The 15,409-nt window shown below is 69.3% G+C and carries 14 protein-coding genes and 1 tRNA gene; all 15 read right to left on the bottom strand.

From position 1 onward, the window contains the following. Positions 1-249: 249 nt before the first annotated feature. Positions 250-825 carry a nitroreductase gene (locus ASC91_RS08465; protein WP_056195101.1) on the bottom strand — a complete coding sequence of 192 codons (576 nt, stop codon included), beginning with the start codon at positions 823-825 and terminating at the stop codon, positions 250-252. Further along, complete coding sequence (locus ASC91_RS08460) at positions 822-1,592, bottom strand: ABC transporter permease (protein WP_056195098.1); 771 nt, start codon at positions 1,590-1,592, stop codon at positions 822-824. The genes ASC91_RS08465 and ASC91_RS08460 overlap by 4 nt, the downstream gene beginning before the upstream one ends. After that, the gene (gene phnE / locus ASC91_RS08455; RefSeq protein ID WP_056195096.1) at positions 1,589-2,404 is read right to left on the bottom strand and encodes a phosphonate ABC transporter, permease protein PhnE; all 816 of its coding nucleotides are present in this window, start codon (positions 2,402-2,404) and stop codon (positions 1,589-1,591) included. Before phnE ends, ASC91_RS08460 begins: the two co-directional genes overlap by 4 nt. Further along, positions 2,404-3,210: a phosphonate ABC transporter ATP-binding protein gene (locus ASC91_RS08450; RefSeq protein WP_056195094.1), complete on the bottom strand. Its 807-nt coding sequence runs from the start codon at positions 3,208-3,210 to the stop codon at positions 2,404-2,406. The genes phnE and ASC91_RS08450 overlap by 1 nt, the downstream gene beginning before the upstream one ends. After that, the gene (locus tag ASC91_RS08445; RefSeq protein WP_056195091.1) at positions 3,207-4,076 is read right to left on the bottom strand and encodes a putative selenate ABC transporter substrate-binding protein; all 870 of its coding nucleotides are present in this window, start codon (positions 4,074-4,076) and stop codon (positions 3,207-3,209) included. Before ASC91_RS08445 ends, ASC91_RS08450 begins: the two co-directional genes overlap by 4 nt. A gap of 18 nt (positions 4,077-4,094) precedes the next feature. Then, positions 4,095-4,475: a DsrE family protein gene (locus ASC91_RS08440; RefSeq protein WP_056195089.1), complete on the bottom strand. Its 381-nt coding sequence runs from the start codon at positions 4,473-4,475 to the stop codon at positions 4,095-4,097. Then, a complete protein-coding gene (locus ASC91_RS08435) occupies positions 4,472-4,915 on the bottom strand; it encodes a glycine cleavage system protein H (RefSeq protein WP_056195086.1) in 444 nt (147 codons plus the stop codon). The genes ASC91_RS08440 and ASC91_RS08435 overlap by 4 nt, the downstream gene beginning before the upstream one ends. A 150-nt stretch (positions 4,916-5,065) precedes the next feature. Continuing rightward, positions 5,066-5,158 (bottom strand) — tRNA-Sec (locus tag ASC91_RS08430). A 1-nt stretch (position 5,159) separates the two neighbouring features. After that, complete coding sequence (gene selB / locus ASC91_RS08425; RefSeq protein WP_056195083.1) at positions 5,160-7,028, bottom strand: selenocysteine-specific translation elongation factor; 1,869 nt, start codon at positions 7,026-7,028, stop codon at positions 5,160-5,162. After that, a complete protein-coding gene (gene selA / locus ASC91_RS08420; RefSeq protein WP_056195079.1) occupies positions 7,025-8,449 on the bottom strand; it encodes an L-seryl-tRNA(Sec) selenium transferase in 1,425 nt (474 codons plus the stop codon). Before selA ends, selB begins: the two co-directional genes overlap by 4 nt. Continuing rightward, positions 8,449-9,447: a formate dehydrogenase accessory protein FdhE gene (gene fdhE / locus ASC91_RS08415; protein ID WP_056195077.1), complete on the bottom strand. Its 999-nt coding sequence runs from the start codon at positions 9,445-9,447 to the stop codon at positions 8,449-8,451. Before fdhE ends, selA begins: the two co-directional genes overlap by 1 nt. Continuing rightward, positions 9,434-10,060 carry a formate dehydrogenase subunit gamma gene (locus ASC91_RS08410; RefSeq protein WP_056195074.1) on the bottom strand — a complete coding sequence of 209 codons (627 nt, stop codon included), beginning with the start codon at positions 10,058-10,060 and terminating at the stop codon, positions 9,434-9,436. Before ASC91_RS08410 ends, fdhE begins: the two co-directional genes overlap by 14 nt. Positions 10,061-10,072: 12 nt before the next feature. After that, a complete protein-coding gene (gene fdxH / locus ASC91_RS08405) occupies positions 10,073-10,987 on the bottom strand; it encodes a formate dehydrogenase subunit beta (RefSeq protein WP_056195071.1) in 915 nt (304 codons plus the stop codon). Between the two features lie 11 nt (positions 10,988-10,998). Then, on the bottom strand, positions 10,999-14,070 hold the full coding sequence (fdnG, locus tag ASC91_RS08400; RefSeq protein ID WP_157281339.1) for a formate dehydrogenase-N subunit alpha: 3,072 nt from the start codon (positions 14,068-14,070) through the stop codon (positions 10,999-11,001). 145 nt (positions 14,071-14,215) lie between these two features. Next, positions 14,216-15,310: an iron-sulfur cluster carrier protein ApbC gene (apbC, locus tag ASC91_RS08390; protein WP_056195063.1), complete on the bottom strand. Its 1,095-nt coding sequence runs from the start codon at positions 15,308-15,310 to the stop codon at positions 14,216-14,218. Positions 15,311-15,409 lie beyond the last annotated feature (99 nt).

Here is a 15,409-nt window from a genome sequence, read left to right as displayed (position 1 = left end):
TGTTGACGCTACGGTAATGGGTCGCGAAGGCCCGCCGCCAGGGGCCAATCAAGGCGCGGCACGCCGCTCGCACTGACGTGCGGGCAAGTGGCGCAACGCCGAGTGGCCCCTGGCGGCGGGCCTTCCCGAAGGGTTGTGGCCAGAAAGGCCGCGCGCGGCGTTGCAAATCCTCCCCGGGTGTCCAACCCGGCTGCGGTTTGCGCCTTGCTCGCGGCCTTTCTGGCCACAACGCGGCCCGTTACCGCAGTGTCAACAGGCCCCGGTCCACTCCACCAGCACCTGATCCGCGGCTGGCTTGCGCGCCGGCCCGGTGGGGCGGCGCGCGGGCGTGCCCAGCGCAATCCATCCGACCAGCGTCTCGCCCGGCTCGCAGAAGGCCGCGGCGATGGCCGGGTTGCGCACCTTGGCGCCGCTGAGCATCTTGCCGCCAAAGCCCAGCGCATGTGCCGCCGTCAGAAAGTTGGCGATGGCGCCGCCCACGGCCGCCCATTGCTCGTGGGCCGGCACCTGCGGGTGGCCCAGGTCGATGCGGGCGACGACGGCGACCGTCATCGGCGGCTTCAACGCACGCTCGGCATCCAGGGCCGCACCCTCCTCGTCCTTGCCGGCCGCACGGGCCGCGTCGGCAAACAGGGCGGCCATGCCTTGTTTTGCGGCGCCGCGCACCAGCTTGAACCGATATGGCACCAACTCGGCGTGGTCGGGTGCGCGCAGCGCAGCCTGGGCCATCAGCGCGAGCTGCTCGTCGCTGGGGCCGGGCTCGACAAGATGCTTGGGGCCGACCGAATAGCGGGTCAGCAGGGCTTGCAGGGGTTCAGGATTCATCGCGTGAGGCTTTTGCGGGCGACCCAGGACAGCGCGTCCACGAGGCCGACCAGCGCAATCATGCCGGCCAGCACCGTGCACGTCTCGGCCATCTGGAACAGGCCCAGGTGGTAGCTCAGCATCTGGCCCAGGCCGCCAGCGCCGACGACGCCCATCACGCTGGCCGCGCGGATGTTGTTTTCCCAGCGGTACAGCGTGTAGCTGACGAGCTGCGGCAGCGTCTGCGGCAGCGTGGCGAACAGCCACACGCGGCCCTCGCCCAGGCCGCGCTGGCGCAGCGCGAGCGCACCGGCCACCGGCGCGTTCTCGAAGCTCTCTGCAAACAGCCGCCCCAGCACGCCACTGGTGTGCAGCGCCAGCGCCAGCGTGCCGGGCAAGGGGCCCAGGCCTGCGAGGATCAGCAGCTGCGTGGCCCAGACCAGTTCGGGCACGCTGCGTAGCAGGTTCAGCACCATGCGCGCCACCGCCCGGCCCACGCCCTGCCCGGAGGCCGGCAGCGCCAGCAGCAGGCCGCCAACGACCGCCAGTGCTGTACCGAGAGCCGACATGGCCAAGGTCTCCAGCAGCGCCCAGCCGGTCTTGGCCAGGAATGCCGGCGCGAGCTGCGGTGGGAAGAAGCTCATCCCGAAACGGCCCATGCTGGCCAGCGCATCCACGCCGAGGAAGGCCGACCACTGCAGGTTCAATGACCAGAAGCTCGCGGCGACCAGCACCGCCAGGCCGGCCAGCACGGCCCAGGTCGACGCTCGCACGGGTTCGCGCTTCATGCCAGGCGCCCGCGCAGCCAGCGACTGAAGGCGTCACTGGCCATCACCAACAGGATGAAGACCAGCAGGATGGCGCTGACCTCGTTGCCCGCGAACATCTTGGACGCGTTGTCCAGCTGCTGGCCCAGCCCGCCCGCGCCGACAAAGCCCAGCACGACCGACGATCGCACCGCGCATTCCCAGCGGTAGACGGTATAGCTCAGCAGCTCGGGCAGGCAGCTCGGCAGCGCGCCGAAGCACAGCGCCTGCCAGCGCGTGGCGCCGGCGCTCAGTAGGGCGTGCGTGGGCGCGGCGTCGGCGCTTTCCAGGATCTCGGCGTAGACCTTGCCCAGCATGCCGCCGTAGGCGATGGCGATGGCCAGCACGCCGGCCGTGGCGCCCAGGCCGACGACACGCACGAACACCAGCGCCCAGATCAGCTCGGGAATGGAGCGCAGCGCCACCAGCAGCGCCCGCACCGCGCGGCGCAGCCAACGTGCCGGGCCGGGGCGGCCCTCCAGCGTGCTGGCGGACAAGCGCGCCGTGGCCAGCAGCGACAGCGGCACGGCCAGCACCAGCGCCAGCGTGAGGCCCGCGGTCGCAATGGCCACCGTGCGCCAGGTGTCCTGTGCCAGCATCTGCAGGAACTCGGCGTCGCTGCGCATGTGGATGAACTGCGCGAGATAGCGCCCGGTGGCGCGCAGGCCGCGCTCGTCCAGCAGCGTCCAGGGCTTGAACTCGGACAGCACCAGCAGCGGCCACAGCAGCACCAGGCCGATCAGCAAGGCCAGCCAGCGGCGGCTCAGCGCTGGGTCGCGCAGGGCGGAATTCATCAACGGCACATCGCCTGCGGCAGAGGCACCGGCTGCGGCAGCGGCGCGATCTCGGGCGGCGGCTCCAGCTGGCTGCGGTAGAGCTCGTCCAGCAGGTCGCCGCCCAGGCCCGACGGCGCACCGTCGAACACCAGCTGCCCGGCGCGCAGCGCAATCACGCGCGGAAAACGCGCCAGCGCCAGGTCCACCTGGTGCAGGCTGCAGACGAGCGCGGCGCCAGCGGCGCGGGCGCCGTCCTGCAGCGCCGCCAGGGATTGCCCGGCGCGCGTCGGGTCCAGCGCGGCGAGAGGCTCGTCGGCCAGCCACAGTTGGGTGTCGGACACCAGCAGCCGCGCCAGGCCCACACGCTGGCGCTCGCCGCCGGAGAGGCGGTCCACACGCAGCCAGAGCTTGTCGGGCAGGCCGAGCTTTTCGAGCGCGTCCTGCGCGAGTGCGGCGTCCGGCGGGCTCCACAAGGTGCGCAGTGCGCGGCCGAAAGACATGCGCGGCAGCCGCGCGGCCAGCACGGCCACGGCCACGCGCTGGCGTGGTGGCAGCGGCGGATGCTGGGGCGCCAGCGCAATGCCGGCGCGCAGCCGGCGGCGCTCGGCGCGCGCCAGCGACCAGGGCTCGCGGCCCAGCAACGTGAAGCGGCCGGCCAGCGGGCATTGCATCAGCGCGAGCAGGTTCAGCAGCGTCGTCTTGCCCGCGCCCGAGGCGCCGATGACGGCCACCTGCTCGCCGGCGGCCAGCCCGAGAGTGATGCCGCGCAGCACCGGCGTCACACCGCCCAGCGCGGCGGCGTCGACGCCATTCAGTTCAATCATTTCAACAGACCAGCGTTCTCGGCAGCGGCCTTGATGCCGACGTAGTTCTCAGGCTTGGTGGCGATGAACTTGGTCGCACGCTGCAGGCCGAGGATCTCCTTGCCCTGCGCCGTGTTCGGGTCCAGTGCCAGGAAGGCGGCCTTGATCTTGTCCTGCAGGGCCTGCGGCATGTCGGCGTGGACCGACCAGTTGTAGTCGTAGTAAGGCGGCGTCGTGTAGAAGACCTTGACCTCGTTCGGGTCGACCTTCTTGTCGGCCACGAACTTCTCCCAGACCGAGATGTTCAGCGCACCGGCGTCCACCTTGCCGCTGGCGACGGCGGCGATGGTCGCGTCATGCGCGCCGCTGAAGGCCACGCGCTTCAGGTCCACATCGGGGTTGATCTTGGCGGCCAGCAGGAAGCTGCGCGGCATCAGGTGGCCCGAGGTGCTGCTCTGCGAGCCGAAGCTCAGCGTCTTGCCCTTGAGGTCTTCCAGCTTGGCGATGCCGCTGGCCTTGTCGGTGATGAAGACGGAGCGGAACTTCTCGTCCTCCTCGCGCTGCACCAGCGGGACGATCTTGCCGCCCGAGCGCACATTGGCCTGAACAAAGGTGAAGCCGCCAAACCAGGCCAGGTCGATCTTCTTGTTGACCACCGTCTCGACGGCGGCGGCGTAGTCGGTCACCGGCGTCCATTCGACCTTCATGCCGAGCTTGTTCTCCAGGTACTGGCCCAGCGGCGCGAACTTGCGCGCCAGTTCGGTGGGCGACTCGTCGGGGATGGCGGTCACGCGCAGCACCTGCTGAGCCTGGGCCGCCGCACCGGCCAGCGCCAGCGACATCACCACACCGCGCGCCAGACTGGCGACGACACGAGAGAGGGCCATTTGAATCTCCTGAGGGGGTTAGAACACGAGGGTGGCCCACGCCGAGTGGGCGGCGCGGGAGGCGTATTGGACAGCACCGCCGTGACGCCGGCCGGCGGGGATCAGATCTTCATGCGTCAGGCCCTGGGCCGCGAGCGCATCGGTGCAGGCAAAAAAGCGGGCGCCGTGGTCCAGTGCGTCCGTCATCCAGTCGGCAATGGTCTTGTCGAAACGATCCGAGGCGCGCAACTGCTCGGCCACACCGGGCTTGAGCAGCAGCACCGCCCGCGCCGAGAAGTAGACCTCCACCTGCAGCTCCAGCGCGGCCGCCGCGGCAGCATGGGCAAAGGGGGTGGCCAGGCGCACCGGGTCGTCGGGGTCGGCGGCCCAGAGCAGGATGGCCAGGCCAGCGCGGTTCATGAGCCCGTGTCCAGCTTGTTGAGCCAGGCCCAGTGCTGTAGGGCCGCGCGAATGGCGTCGCTGCCGATGGCAAGGCGGGCCTTCTCCTCGCTCAGTTTGGAGGGTGCCAGTTCGATCAACCAGCCCTGGTCATAGGGCGATTGGTGGACGAGCTCGGGGTGCTCATCCAGCGCCTCATTCACGCGGGTGACGACGCCGGACAGCGGTGACTTGACCGACACGATGGACTTCGCCAGCTCGACGACGGCGATGGAGCGGCCCTGCTCCACCTCGCTGCCGACCGGCTTGGGGCGGCACATATAGACGTCGCCCGAGGCCTTGAGGCCCAGCGCCGTGATGCCGACGCGGAAGTGGCCGCCGAGCAGGGGCTCGGCCCAGGTCTGGTCTGCTGCCCAGTACCAGAGCGCCTCGGGCATCTCGGTGCCGGCGATCGTCAGCATGCCAGCGCCCGGATCAAACAAAAGCGTTGGGCGTTCAGTCGGCGTCGCGAGCGGCCCGAGGTTGCGTCGAGAAGCGCAGCCGTACTCGGGTACGGCGAGCATCGCAGGCGCAAGATCGGGTCGCGCAGTAGCCGAATGAATGTCCAACGGCGGAAGGGCGTGGGAGTCGAACCCACCCAGCAGCGCGTGGCGCCACCCACCGGGTTTGAAGCCCGGCCGACACACCGGTGTCGTTCCCCTTCCCTCATGACGTGATGCTTTCGGCGAACAGCGCGCTGTCCGCCCGAAGCCGATGTTCGTCGCCCACGCGGCGCAGCAGCCCAACGCGGTCGAAATGTTCCAGGTGCTGGATGGCCCGCTTGCGGCCCAGGCCGGTCGCGTCGCGGAAAGCCGCAGCGGTGACCGTGCCCTGCTCGGCGCCGATGCGGCGCGCGATGCCGGCGAGCCGCGTCATCGTCGCGGTGTCGCAATACAAGTCCTTCACCACCTGGTGCAGCTCGCCCTGCCGGGCCAGCCGCGCCAGCGTGGCGCGCATCAGCGGCTCGGGCTCGGCGCAGTCCTTGGCGAGGTCGCGGGCCCAGGCGCCTTCTGCACCCGCAGCGGCCAGCCGGGGCGCGATCTTCTCGGCGATGCGCTGCTCGGCGGCCGACAGCTGCACGCCGTGCTCGGGCAGGTGCATGCAGGCGCCACGCTGGGCGATGTGACCCGCGGCACGCAGCTCAGCCAGCAGATGGCGCCACAAGGCCTCGGCGATGCGGGGTGCGACGAGGCGGCGCAGCCGCGCGGCATCGGGGCCGAGTTCGTCAGGCGACTTCGCATGAAAGTCGGCCAGCGTGGTGAGCAGCTTGGTCGTCAGCGCCGCACGGGCCTCGGTGCCCAGGGACCAGCCGTCCAGCGCCTCGGCGAGGCCCTCGGCCTGCGCAAAGCGGGCCAGGTCCAGCCCCAGCGACGACAGCGCCATCAGCCGCTCGCGACGTTGCTCGGCGGTGGGCAGCTCGCAGGCCGTGAGTTCGGCAAGCCGCTCGGGGGCACGGCGATAGCGCGCAGGCGCAAAGGGATCGAGCACGGTGCCGCCGGCGATGGTGCGGCTGGCGCCGGCATCGCGCAGCACGAGGCGATCGCCGCGCCAGGCACCGACGGGCGCGTGGCAGACGAGCTGCACGCGGGCCGTGCCGCCGGGCTCGATGGCGTCGCCGTCCAGCACCGCCACACTGGCCATGACGGCTTGGGCGCCGAGGTGCAGGTGAACACGCGTGCCCGAGCGCAGCGGCCTGGCCTCGCCGGGCCATAGCGTGAGCCGCGCATCGAGGCGTTCGGTCGCTAGCGCCACGGCCGGCGCGGTCAGCCACTGGCCGCGCGGCGCCTGCTCCTTGGCGAGGCCGGCAAGCGCGACGGCGCAGCGCTGGCCGGCCTGGGCGTGCTCGACGGCGCGGTTCTGCGCATGCAGGCTGCGCACGCGGGCGCGGTGGCCTTGAATGACGAGCTCGTCGCCGACGGCGATCTCGCCGGCGTGCAGCGTGCCGGTGACGACGGTGCCGACGCCGTCGAGGCTGAAGGCGCGGTCCACGGCAAGGCGGGCGGCGAGATGCGGCGAGGCGCGGGCCGGCAGTTGGCGGGCGGCGGCGAACAGCAGTTCGCGCAGTTCACCCAGGCCATCGCCCGTGGGCGCGGACACGGCCAGGATGGGCGCGGCATCCAGGCCCGTCCCGGCGAGCAGCGCCCTCACCTCCTCCTGCAGCGCGGCAACGCGGCCGGGCTCGGCGCGATCAGCCTTGGTGATGACGACGGCACCGCGCGTCAGGCCCAGCAGGCTGAGCACCGCCAGGTGTTCGCGCGTCTGCGGCATGACGCCGTCGTCGGCCGCAACCAGCAGCAATGCGAAGTCGATGCCGCTGGCACCGGCCAGCATGGTGTGCACCAGCTTCTCGTGGCCGGGGACGTCGATGAAGCCGATCCGTTCATCGCGATCAGAGACATCGAGATAGGCATAGCCCAGCTCGATGCTGATGCCACGCGCCTTCTCTTCGGGCAGGCGGTCGGTGTCCACACCCGTCAGCGCACGCACGAGCGTGGTCTTGCCGTGGTCGATGTGGCCGGCGGTTCCCACGATCACGCCAGGGCCTCCTTCAACAAGGCGAGCTGAGAGGTCAGCAGCGCGGGCTCTTCGAGGCAGCGCAGGTCCAGCAGCAGCCGGTTGTCCTGCACGCGGCCGATGACGGGTCGTGGCAGCTCGCGCAGCGCGGTGGCCAGCGCTTCAAGCGTGCGGCCGCGGCCGTCGACCGCGCTGATTGCCAGGCCGGCAGACGGCAGCCGCTCGACAGGGAGTGAGCCAGAGCCGATCTGGCTCTGCAGTGCCACCGTCTCGACGGTGAAGCGCGGCGCGACAGCGGCGGCGATCTCGAGCAGCAGGCGTTGGGCCAGCGCGGCGATCTGGTCCTGAGGCCTCGTCAACAGGCGCAGTGTCGGCAGGTCCCGCGCCAGCCTTTCGGGCCGCAGATAGAGCCGCAGCGTGGCCTCCAGCGCCGCGAGGGGCAGTTTGGACAGGCGCAGCGCGCGCTTCATCGGGTACTTGCGGATTCGGCCCACCGCGGCCTTGCTGCCGACGATGAGGCCGGCCTGCGGGCCGCCCAGCAGCTTGTCACCGCTGAAGGTGACGACGTCGCAGCCGGCCGCGAGCATGGCCTGGGGCAGCGGCTCGGCGGGCAGGCCGTAGGCGGCCAGATCCACCAGCGCGCCGCTGCCGAGGTCGGTCATCAGGGGCAGACCGGCGGCATGCGCGATGGGCGCCAGCGTCGCCTCGTCCACCGCCGCCGTGAAGCCCTGCACCTGGTAGTTGCTGGTGTGCACCTTGACGATGAGACCGGTGCGCGGCGTGATGGCCTGCTCGTAGTCGCGCGGGTGGGTGCGATTGGTGGTGCCCACCTCCACCAGCGTCGCGCCGGCCGCGGCCATCACGTCGGGCATGCGGAAGGCGCCACCGATCTCGACCAGCTCGCCGCGCGACACGATGGCTTCCTTGCCACCGGCCAGCGCCGCGATCCCCAGCAGCACGGCGGCGGCGTTGTTGTTGACGACGGTGGCGGCCTCCGCGCCGGTCAGCTCGCACAGCAGGGCTTCGATCAGTTCGTCGCGGTCGCCGCGGCCACCCGCGGCAAGGTCGAACTCGAGGTTGTTGGGCGAACCCATCAGCGCCAGCACCTGCTGCAGCGCGGCGTCGGCCAGCAGGGAGCGGCCGAGGTTGGTATGGATGACGGTGCCGGTCAGGTTGAGCACGGCGCGCATGGCGGGCCGCATGCGCGCCTGCACGCGGGCGGCGAGCGCGGCGGGCAGGCCGTCCAGGTCCGAACGGGTCAGCTCGCCGGCCAGGGCCTGGGTGCGCAGCGCGTCCAGCAGCGCCCTCGCCTCCTTGGCGACCAGCGTGTGGCCATGCTCGGCCACCAGCGGCGCGGCTTCGCGCAGCAATCTGTCCAGGGCCGGGAGGTCTTTTGGACTTGCCTTGGAACCGTGGACCACGGATTCGTCGGGCGCAGCCATCAGTGCTCTCGTCCTGGCGGCGGTGCCTCGTCCGGCTCGCCGAGCAGCAGCAACAGGTTGACGCCATGCGGATGCAAGCCGGCTTCGCCGACCAGCAGGTCCAGTGTCAGGCTGGCGAGGTCGTCGGCCAGCGGCTCGACGCCGTTGTCGCGGGCCGGGTGCATCAGCTTCAGGTAGTGGCCGCACTCGCTGCAGCACTCGGCCTGCACGACGGCGCCGGTGGTGGTCGAGGCGCCATCGGCCGCGACCAGGCTTTGCAGCGAGATGCCCTTGGTGCTCTGGCAGTGCGTGCACTTGATGCGCACGTAATGCCATTGCGTGGCGCACAGGCCGCAGGCGAGATAACGCGCGCCCTCGGCCCCCAGGCGCTCCAGCGAGGCGACCGGGCGGGAGCCACAGCAGGGGCACAGCGTGGGGTCGTCGGTGCGGCCGAAGGGCGGCACGGGCGCGTCGACATGCGCGGCATAGGTCTGCCGCACGAGGCGCGTGAAATGCAGTTGCAGGCCAGCGGCGATCAGCGGTGCGCCGGCCAGGTCCAGCCCCAGCATGACGCCGGACAGCAGGCGGCCGGCCTGGGTCTCCAGTTGCTCGTCGCTGGCGGCGGCGAGTTGCAGCGCGGCAGCCTTGGCGGGACCGTCGGGCAGGCGGCAGGCCAGGTCGGTCAGCAGGGCACGCAGCGAGTCGCGCCAGATGGGCTCGCGCGGCCAGGTTTCGGCCAGCAGCAGCGGCGCGCCGGCACGGGCGGCGGCGTCGATGTCGTCCGGTGTGGGCAGCGGCACGGCAACCTGGGCCGACAGCGCGCGGTGCTGGGCGTCGGCCAGCTCGGCGACGAAGCGCAGGAAGTCGCCCATGGCATGCCCGTCGGCCAGCGCGCGCAGGCGCAGCGCGCGATCGGCAAACACGCCGGGCTCGGGCAGGTGCAGAAAGCTCAGTTGCTCGCCGGCGCGAACGGCGATCTCTTCCGGGCTGAGGATCTTCTGCGGGTTACCGACGGTCATTGGTCATTTCGCGATGCCATAGCGCGTGATTCTGGCGCGCCCAGCCCTCGGTCACCGTGCCGCGCGTCATGGCGCGCAGCGAGCCCCTGACCCAGATGGCCGCGTAGACGTGCACGATGACGGTCAGGATCAGCACCGTGGCCGACAGCGCATGCAGCACGACGGCGATGCGCCGCGCCAGGATGGGGAAGCTGTCGGCGAACCAGGGCTGCCAGAAGATGAAGCCGGTCAGCACCAGCACGAGCAGGCTGGCAGCCATGAGCCAGAACACCACCTTCTGCCCCCCGTTGTAGCGGCCCACGGGCGGCATGTGGCTCTTGTCGCCGCGCAGCATGTCGCCGCTGTGCCTCATCCATTCCTTGTCCGCCTCAGTCATGCGGTTGTGCCGCCACAGCTTCATGAACATGACGATGAAGCACAGCGCCATCACCACTCCCATGAAGGGATGCAGGATGCGCGCCCAGGTGCCGCCGCCGAACAGCGCTGTCAGGAAGTAGAAGGCGGGGTGGAAGAAGGCCAGGCCCGAGAGGCCGGCGCCGAGGAAGAACAGCACGATCAACCAGTGGTTGGTGCGGTCGCCAGCGCTGTAGCGCTGCAGAAGGCGGGTTGCCATGGTGCGCTCCTGTCAGGCGGTGGGGTGGTCGGCATCGTCACGGGCGACGTTGCGATCCGCTTCGGGGTCGTCCGGGTCCTCGATGGGGCCCACGCGCGTGTAGTGGAAGAAGCCCGCGATGACCGCGCCGATCATGGCCGCAACAGCCAGCGGCTTGGCCGCCCCCTTCCACAGCCACACCAGCGGGCTGATCTTCGGGTCCTTGGGCAGGCCGCTGTAGAGCTCGGGCTGGTCGGCATGCTGCAGCACATAGACAACGTGGGTGCCGCCCACGCCCGGCGGGTCGTACACGCCCGCGTTCGCGTAGCCGCGCTCCTTCAGGTCGACGACGCGTTCGGCGCCGTAGTCCAGCATGTCCTCCTTGGTGCCGAAGCGGATGGCGCCGGTCGGGCAGGCCTTGGCGCAGGCCGGCTCCAGGCCGACGCCGACGCGGTCGGAACACAGGCTGCACTTGTAGGCCTTGCTGTCGACCTTGCTGATGCGCGGCACGTCGAAGGGGCAGCCCGTCACACAGTTGCCGCAGCCGATGCAGTGCTCGGAGATGAAGTCGACGATGCCGTTGGTGTACTTGACGATGGCGCCGGGCGCCGGGCAGCTCTTCAGGCAGCCCGGGTCCTCGCAGTGCATGCAGCCGTCCTTGCGGATCAGCCATTCCAGCTTGTCTTTCTCGACCTCCACTTCCGAGAAGCGCATGACCGTCCAGCTTTGCGGCGTCAGGTCGCGTGGGTTGTCGTAGGTGCCGTGGTTGTCGCCGACGTCGTCACGCAGGTCGTTCCACTGCATGCAGGCCACCTGGCAGGCCTTGCAGCCGATGCAGGAGGACACGTCGATGAGCTTGGCAACTTCAGCGACATGGTGCCGGGCCTGGGTGGACGGCGTCGTGGTGGCCGAGCGCTTGGCGATGTCCAGGGATTGGAGTGAAGACATGACGTGTTCCCTCAGGCTTTCTCAAGGTTCACGGTGAAGCTCTTGAACTCCGGCGTCTGCGTGTTCGCGTCGCCCACGAAGGGGGTCAGCGTGTTGACCAGATAACCGGGCTTGGCCACGCCGACAAAGCCCCAGTGGTTGGGCAGGCCCACGGTGTGGATGCGCTTGCCGTCCACGTCCAGCGAAGGGATACGCTTGGTGACAACGGCCACGGCCTTGATGAAGCCGCGGTTGCTCGTCACCTTGACCCAGTCGCCGTTGGCGACGCCCTTCTCCTTGGCCAGCTCCTCGCCGATCTCGACGAACTGCTGTGGCTGCAGCACGGCCGAGGTCAGCACGTTCTTGGTCCAGTAGTGGAAGTGCTCGGTGAGCCGGTAGCTGGTGGCCACGTACGGGAAGTCCTTGGGCGTGCCGAAGGCCTCCATGTCGCCCTTGAAGACGCGCGCGGCCGGGTTGGACTTGGCCTTGGCGTTTTGCGGATGCATGGGGTTGTTGGCCAGCGGCGTCTCGAAGGGCTCGTAGTGCTCGGGCAGCGGGCCGTCGACCAGGCCGGTCGGTGCAAACAGCCGCGCCACGCCCTCGGCAGTCATGATGAAAGGCCGCACCGCGTCGGCATCGGTCGGGTTGGCGTCGGGCCGGATGTCGGGCACGTCGGAGCCGCCCCAGCGTTCGCCGTTCCAGGCCATCAGCCGGCGCTTGGGGTTCCAGGGCTTGCCGGTCGGGTCGCAGGACGCCGCGTTGTAGAGCACGCGCCGGTTGGCCGGCCAGGCCCAGGCCCAGGCCAGCGTCTGGCCGATGCCATAGGGGTCGGCGTTGTCGCGCCGGGCCATCTGGTTGCCGGCCTGCGTCCAGGCACCGGCATAGATCCAGCAACCGCTGGATGTGCTGCCGTCGTCGCGCAGCAGGCCGAAGCCGCTGAGCTGCTCGCCTGCCTTGGCCAGCACCTTGGTCGCGTCCTTGGGGTCGGTCACGTCGGCCAGGGCCTTGCCGTTGTACTCCTTGGCCAGCTCCTCGGCCGAGGGGTTGGTGGGCTGCAGATAGGGCCAGCTCAGGTTGACGATGGGGTCGGGGAAGGCGCCGCCCTCCTTCACATAGGCCGCCTTCATGCGCATGAACAGCTGCGCAATGATCTCGGGGTCCCCCTTGGCTTCACCGGGGGGCTCGGCGCCCTTCCAGTGCCATTGCAGCCAACGGCCGGAATTGGTGAGGGACCCGTCCTCCTCCGCGAAGCAGGTGCTGGGGAAGCGGAACACCGTCGTCTGGATGTCCTCGCTCTTCACGTCGTTGTGCTCGCCGTGGTTCTTCCAGAACTCGGCGGTCTCGGTGTTGAGCGGGTCGATGACGACGAGGAACTTCAGCTTGGACAGGCCGCCGATGATCTTCTTCTTGTTGGGGAAGCTGCCGACCGGGTTGAAGCCCTGGCAGATGTAGCCGTTGAGCTTGCCCTGGCCCATCAGCTCGAAGGTCTGCAGCACGTCATAGCCCTTGTCCCACTTGGGCAGGTAGTGGAAGGCCCAGTCGTTCTCGGCGGTGGCGGCCTTGCCCCACCAGGCCTTTTGCTGGCTGACGAAGAACTTGGGATAGTTCTGCCAGAAGCTCATCTGGCCGGGGCGCAGTGGTTTGAGTGCGCGGGTCTTGTAGTAGGTCTCCAGGTCCTGCTCGCTGTCGCGGGCCAGGCTCATATAGCCCGTCAGCGACGTGGACAGCAGGCCCAGGTCGGTCAGCCCCTGGATGTTGGAGTGGCCGCGCAGCGCATTCATGCCGCCGCCGGGCAGGCCGATGTTGCCCAGCAGCAGCTGCATGATGGCGCCGGTGCGGATCATCTGCGAGCCCTGGCTGTGCTGTGTCCAGCCCAGGGCGTACATGATGGTCATGACCTTGTTGGGCCTGGAGGTCTCCGCGATCATTTCGCAGACCTTCAGGAACTTGTCCTTGGGCGTGCCGGTGATCTTGCTGACCTGCTCGGGCGAGTAGCGCGAGTAGTGCGCCTTCATGATGTTGAGCACGCAGCGCGGGTGCTCCAGCGTCGGGTCGACCTTGGCGAAGCCCTTGTCGTCGAGCTCGTAGCCCCAGCTCTTGTTGTCGTAGCGGCGCTTGGCTTCGTCGTAGCCGCTGAAGATGCCGGCTTCGAACTTGTAGTCCTCACCGACGATGAAGCTGGCGTTGGTGTAGGCCTTGACGTACTCGGTCTGGATCTTGTTGTTGGTCAGCAGGTAGTTGATGACGCCGCCCAGGAAGGCGATGTCAGAGCCCGCGCGGATGGGCGCGTAGTAGTCGCTCATGGCGGCCGAGCGCGTGAAGCGCGGGTCCACGACGATGAGCTTGGCCTTGTTGTGGTGCTTGGCCTCGATGACCCACTTGAAACCACACGGGTGGGCCTCGGCGGCATTGCCGCCCATGATGAGTACCAGGTCTGCGTTCTTGATGTCCACCCAGTGGTTGGTCATCGCGCCGCGGCCAAACGTCGGGGCCAGACTGGCCACCGTCGGGCCGTGTCAAACACGTGCCTGGTTGTCGAATGCGAGCATCCCCATCGAGCGCATCGCCTTGTGGGTGATGTAGCCCGCTTCGTTGGAGGATGCGGAGGCGCAGAGCATGCCGGTGGTCAGCCAGCGGTTCACCGTCTTGCCGTCGGCGTTCTGGGCGACGAAGTTCGCGTCGCGGTCGGCCTTCATCAGCTTGACAAGGCGGTCCATGGCCTCATCCCAGCCAACGCGCTTCCATTCCTTGCTGCCCGGTTCGCGGATCTCGGGGTGCTTGAGCCGGTTGGGGCTGTGCACGAAGTCCAGCAGGCCGGCGCCCTTGGGGCACAGCGTGCCACGGTTGACCGGGTGGTCGGGGTCGCCCTCGATGTGGATGATGGACGACGTGACGTTCTTCGCCTTGTCGCCCAACGAGTACATGATGACGCCGCAGCCCACCGAGCAGTAGGGGCAGGTGTTGCGGGTCTCGGTTGCCCGGGCAAGCTTGAAGTTGCGCGCCTCGGCCAGGGCGGCCGTTGGCGAGAACCCCAGGGCCACCAGGCTGGACGCTGCCAGCCCCGCGCCGCTCACCCGGAAGAAAGCCCTCCGGTTCATGTCCATTCGGCTGTCTCCTGCGGGCAGGGCCCGCTCTTGTGCAGGAACGAATCACGCCAGCAGCCATCGTTGGCCACCGCACTGTGATTTCTTCACAAAGGAGGGCCCTTGTCCAGGCAGGGCAACCCTGGGGGACTGGATCAGTCGGGTATCAGGTCGACTTGGAAATCGAGATGCTCGGGAACTTGGCCGAGTAGTCCTTGCCTTGGGCGGCGATCTTGGCCGCGACCTTGCGGGCCAGTGCTTTGTAAAGACCGGCCACCTCGCCGTCCGGCTCGGCGGCGACGGTGGGCGTGCCGGAGTCGGCCTGGGCGCGGATGCTCATGGCCAGCGGCAGCGAGGCCAGCAGCTCGGTGCCGTACTGGGCCGCCATCTTCTGGCCGCCGTCGGCGCCGAAGATATGTTCGGCATGGCCGCAGTTGGAGCAGATATGCACGGCCATGTTCTCGACGATGCCCAGGATGGGGATGCCCACCTTCTCGAACATCTTCAGGCCCTTCTTGGCGTCGATCAGCGCGATGTCCTGCGGCGTCGTGACGATGACGGCGCCGGTGACGGGCACGCGCTGCGACAGGGTCAGCTGGATGTCGCCGGTGCCCGGCGGCAGGTCGATGACGAGGTAGTCCAGCTCCTGCCAGCGCGTCTGGCGCAGCAGTTGCTCCAGCGCCTGCGTGGCCATGGGGCCGCGCCAGATCATGGCCTGGTCGTCCTCGACGAGAAAGCCGATGGAGTTGACCTGCAGCCCGTGCGCGATGTGGGGCTCCATGTTCTGGCCGTCCAGCGACTCGGGCCGGCCGCTGGCGCCCAGCATCAGCGGCTGGCTGGGGCCGTAAACGTCGGCGTCCAGTACGCCCACGCGGGCGCCTTCGGCATGCAGGGCCAGGGCCAGGTTGGCGGCCGTCGTGCTCTTGCCCACGCCGCCCTTGCCGGAGGCGACGGCGATGATGTTCTTCACGCCCGGCAGCAGCTGCACGCCGCGCTGCACCGCGTGAGCGACGACCTGGGTGGTGATGGCGACGCTGACATTGCCGACGCCCGCCAGTCCCTTGGCCGCGGCGATGACAGCCGCGCGCAGGGCCGCGTGCTGGCTGGCAGCCGGGTAACCCAGTTCGATGTCGACGGCGACATCCGCGCCATCCACCTTGATCGACCTGACCGCCTTGGCTTCACCCAGCGGGCGGCCGCTGCCGGGGTCCACCACGGCTTGCAGCAGGGGTTGCAGCTGGACATCGGAGATCGCGGTCATGGCAGGGAACAGTTCACGGCAAACGGGGCGAACAGTCTAGCCCGCAAGCGGTCTGCATCCAGTCGGCGGGCTTTGTGCGTAGAGTGAGGCGGCCCCGCA

This window comes from Pelomonas sp. Root1237 (assembly GCF_001425055.1).
Classification (GTDB): Bacteria; Pseudomonadota; Gammaproteobacteria; order Burkholderiales; family Burkholderiaceae_C; genus Pelomonas.
This window is presented reverse-complemented; position numbering and strand designations above follow the sequence as displayed.

Excerpts from the sequence above, each read along its gene's own strand:
- ASC91_RS08465 (WP_056195101.1), bottom strand. The coding sequence starts at position 825 with ATGAATCCTGAACCCCTGCAAGCCCTGCTGACCCGCTATTCGGTCGGC.
- ASC91_RS08460 (WP_056195098.1), bottom strand. The coding sequence starts at position 1,592 with ATGAAGCGCGAACCCGTGCGAGCGTCGACCTGGGCCGTGCTGGCCGGC.
- phnE (WP_056195096.1), bottom strand. The coding sequence starts at position 2,404 with ATGAATTCCGCCCTGCGCGACCCAGCGCTGAGCCGCCGCTGGCTGGCC.
- ASC91_RS08450 (WP_056195094.1), bottom strand. The coding sequence starts at position 3,210 with ATGATTGAACTGAATGGCGTCGACGCCGCCGCGCTGGGCGGTGTGACG.
- ASC91_RS08445 (WP_056195091.1), bottom strand. The coding sequence starts at position 4,076 with ATGGCCCTCTCTCGTGTCGTCGCCAGTCTGGCGCGCGGTGTGGTGATG.
- ASC91_RS08440 (WP_056195089.1), bottom strand. The coding sequence starts at position 4,475 with ATGAACCGCGCTGGCCTGGCCATCCTGCTCTGGGCCGCCGACCCCGAC.
- ASC91_RS08435 (WP_056195086.1), bottom strand. The coding sequence starts at position 4,915 with ATGCTGACGATCGCCGGCACCGAGATGCCCGAGGCGCTCTGGTACTGG.
- selA (WP_056195079.1), bottom strand. The coding sequence starts at position 8,449 with ATGGCTGCGCCCGACGAATCCGTGGTCCACGGTTCCAAGGCAAGTCCA.
- fdhE (WP_056195077.1), bottom strand. The coding sequence starts at position 9,447 with ATGACCGTCGGTAACCCGCAGAAGATCCTCAGCCCGGAAGAGATCGCC.
- ASC91_RS08410 (WP_056195074.1), bottom strand. The coding sequence starts at position 10,060 with ATGGCAACCCGCCTTCTGCAGCGCTACAGCGCTGGCGACCGCACCAAC.
- fdxH (WP_056195071.1), bottom strand. The coding sequence starts at position 10,987 with ATGTCTTCACTCCAATCCCTGGACATCGCCAAGCGCTCGGCCACCACG.
- apbC (WP_056195063.1), bottom strand. The coding sequence starts at position 15,310 with ATGACCGCGATCTCCGATGTCCAGCTGCAACCCCTGCTGCAAGCCGTG.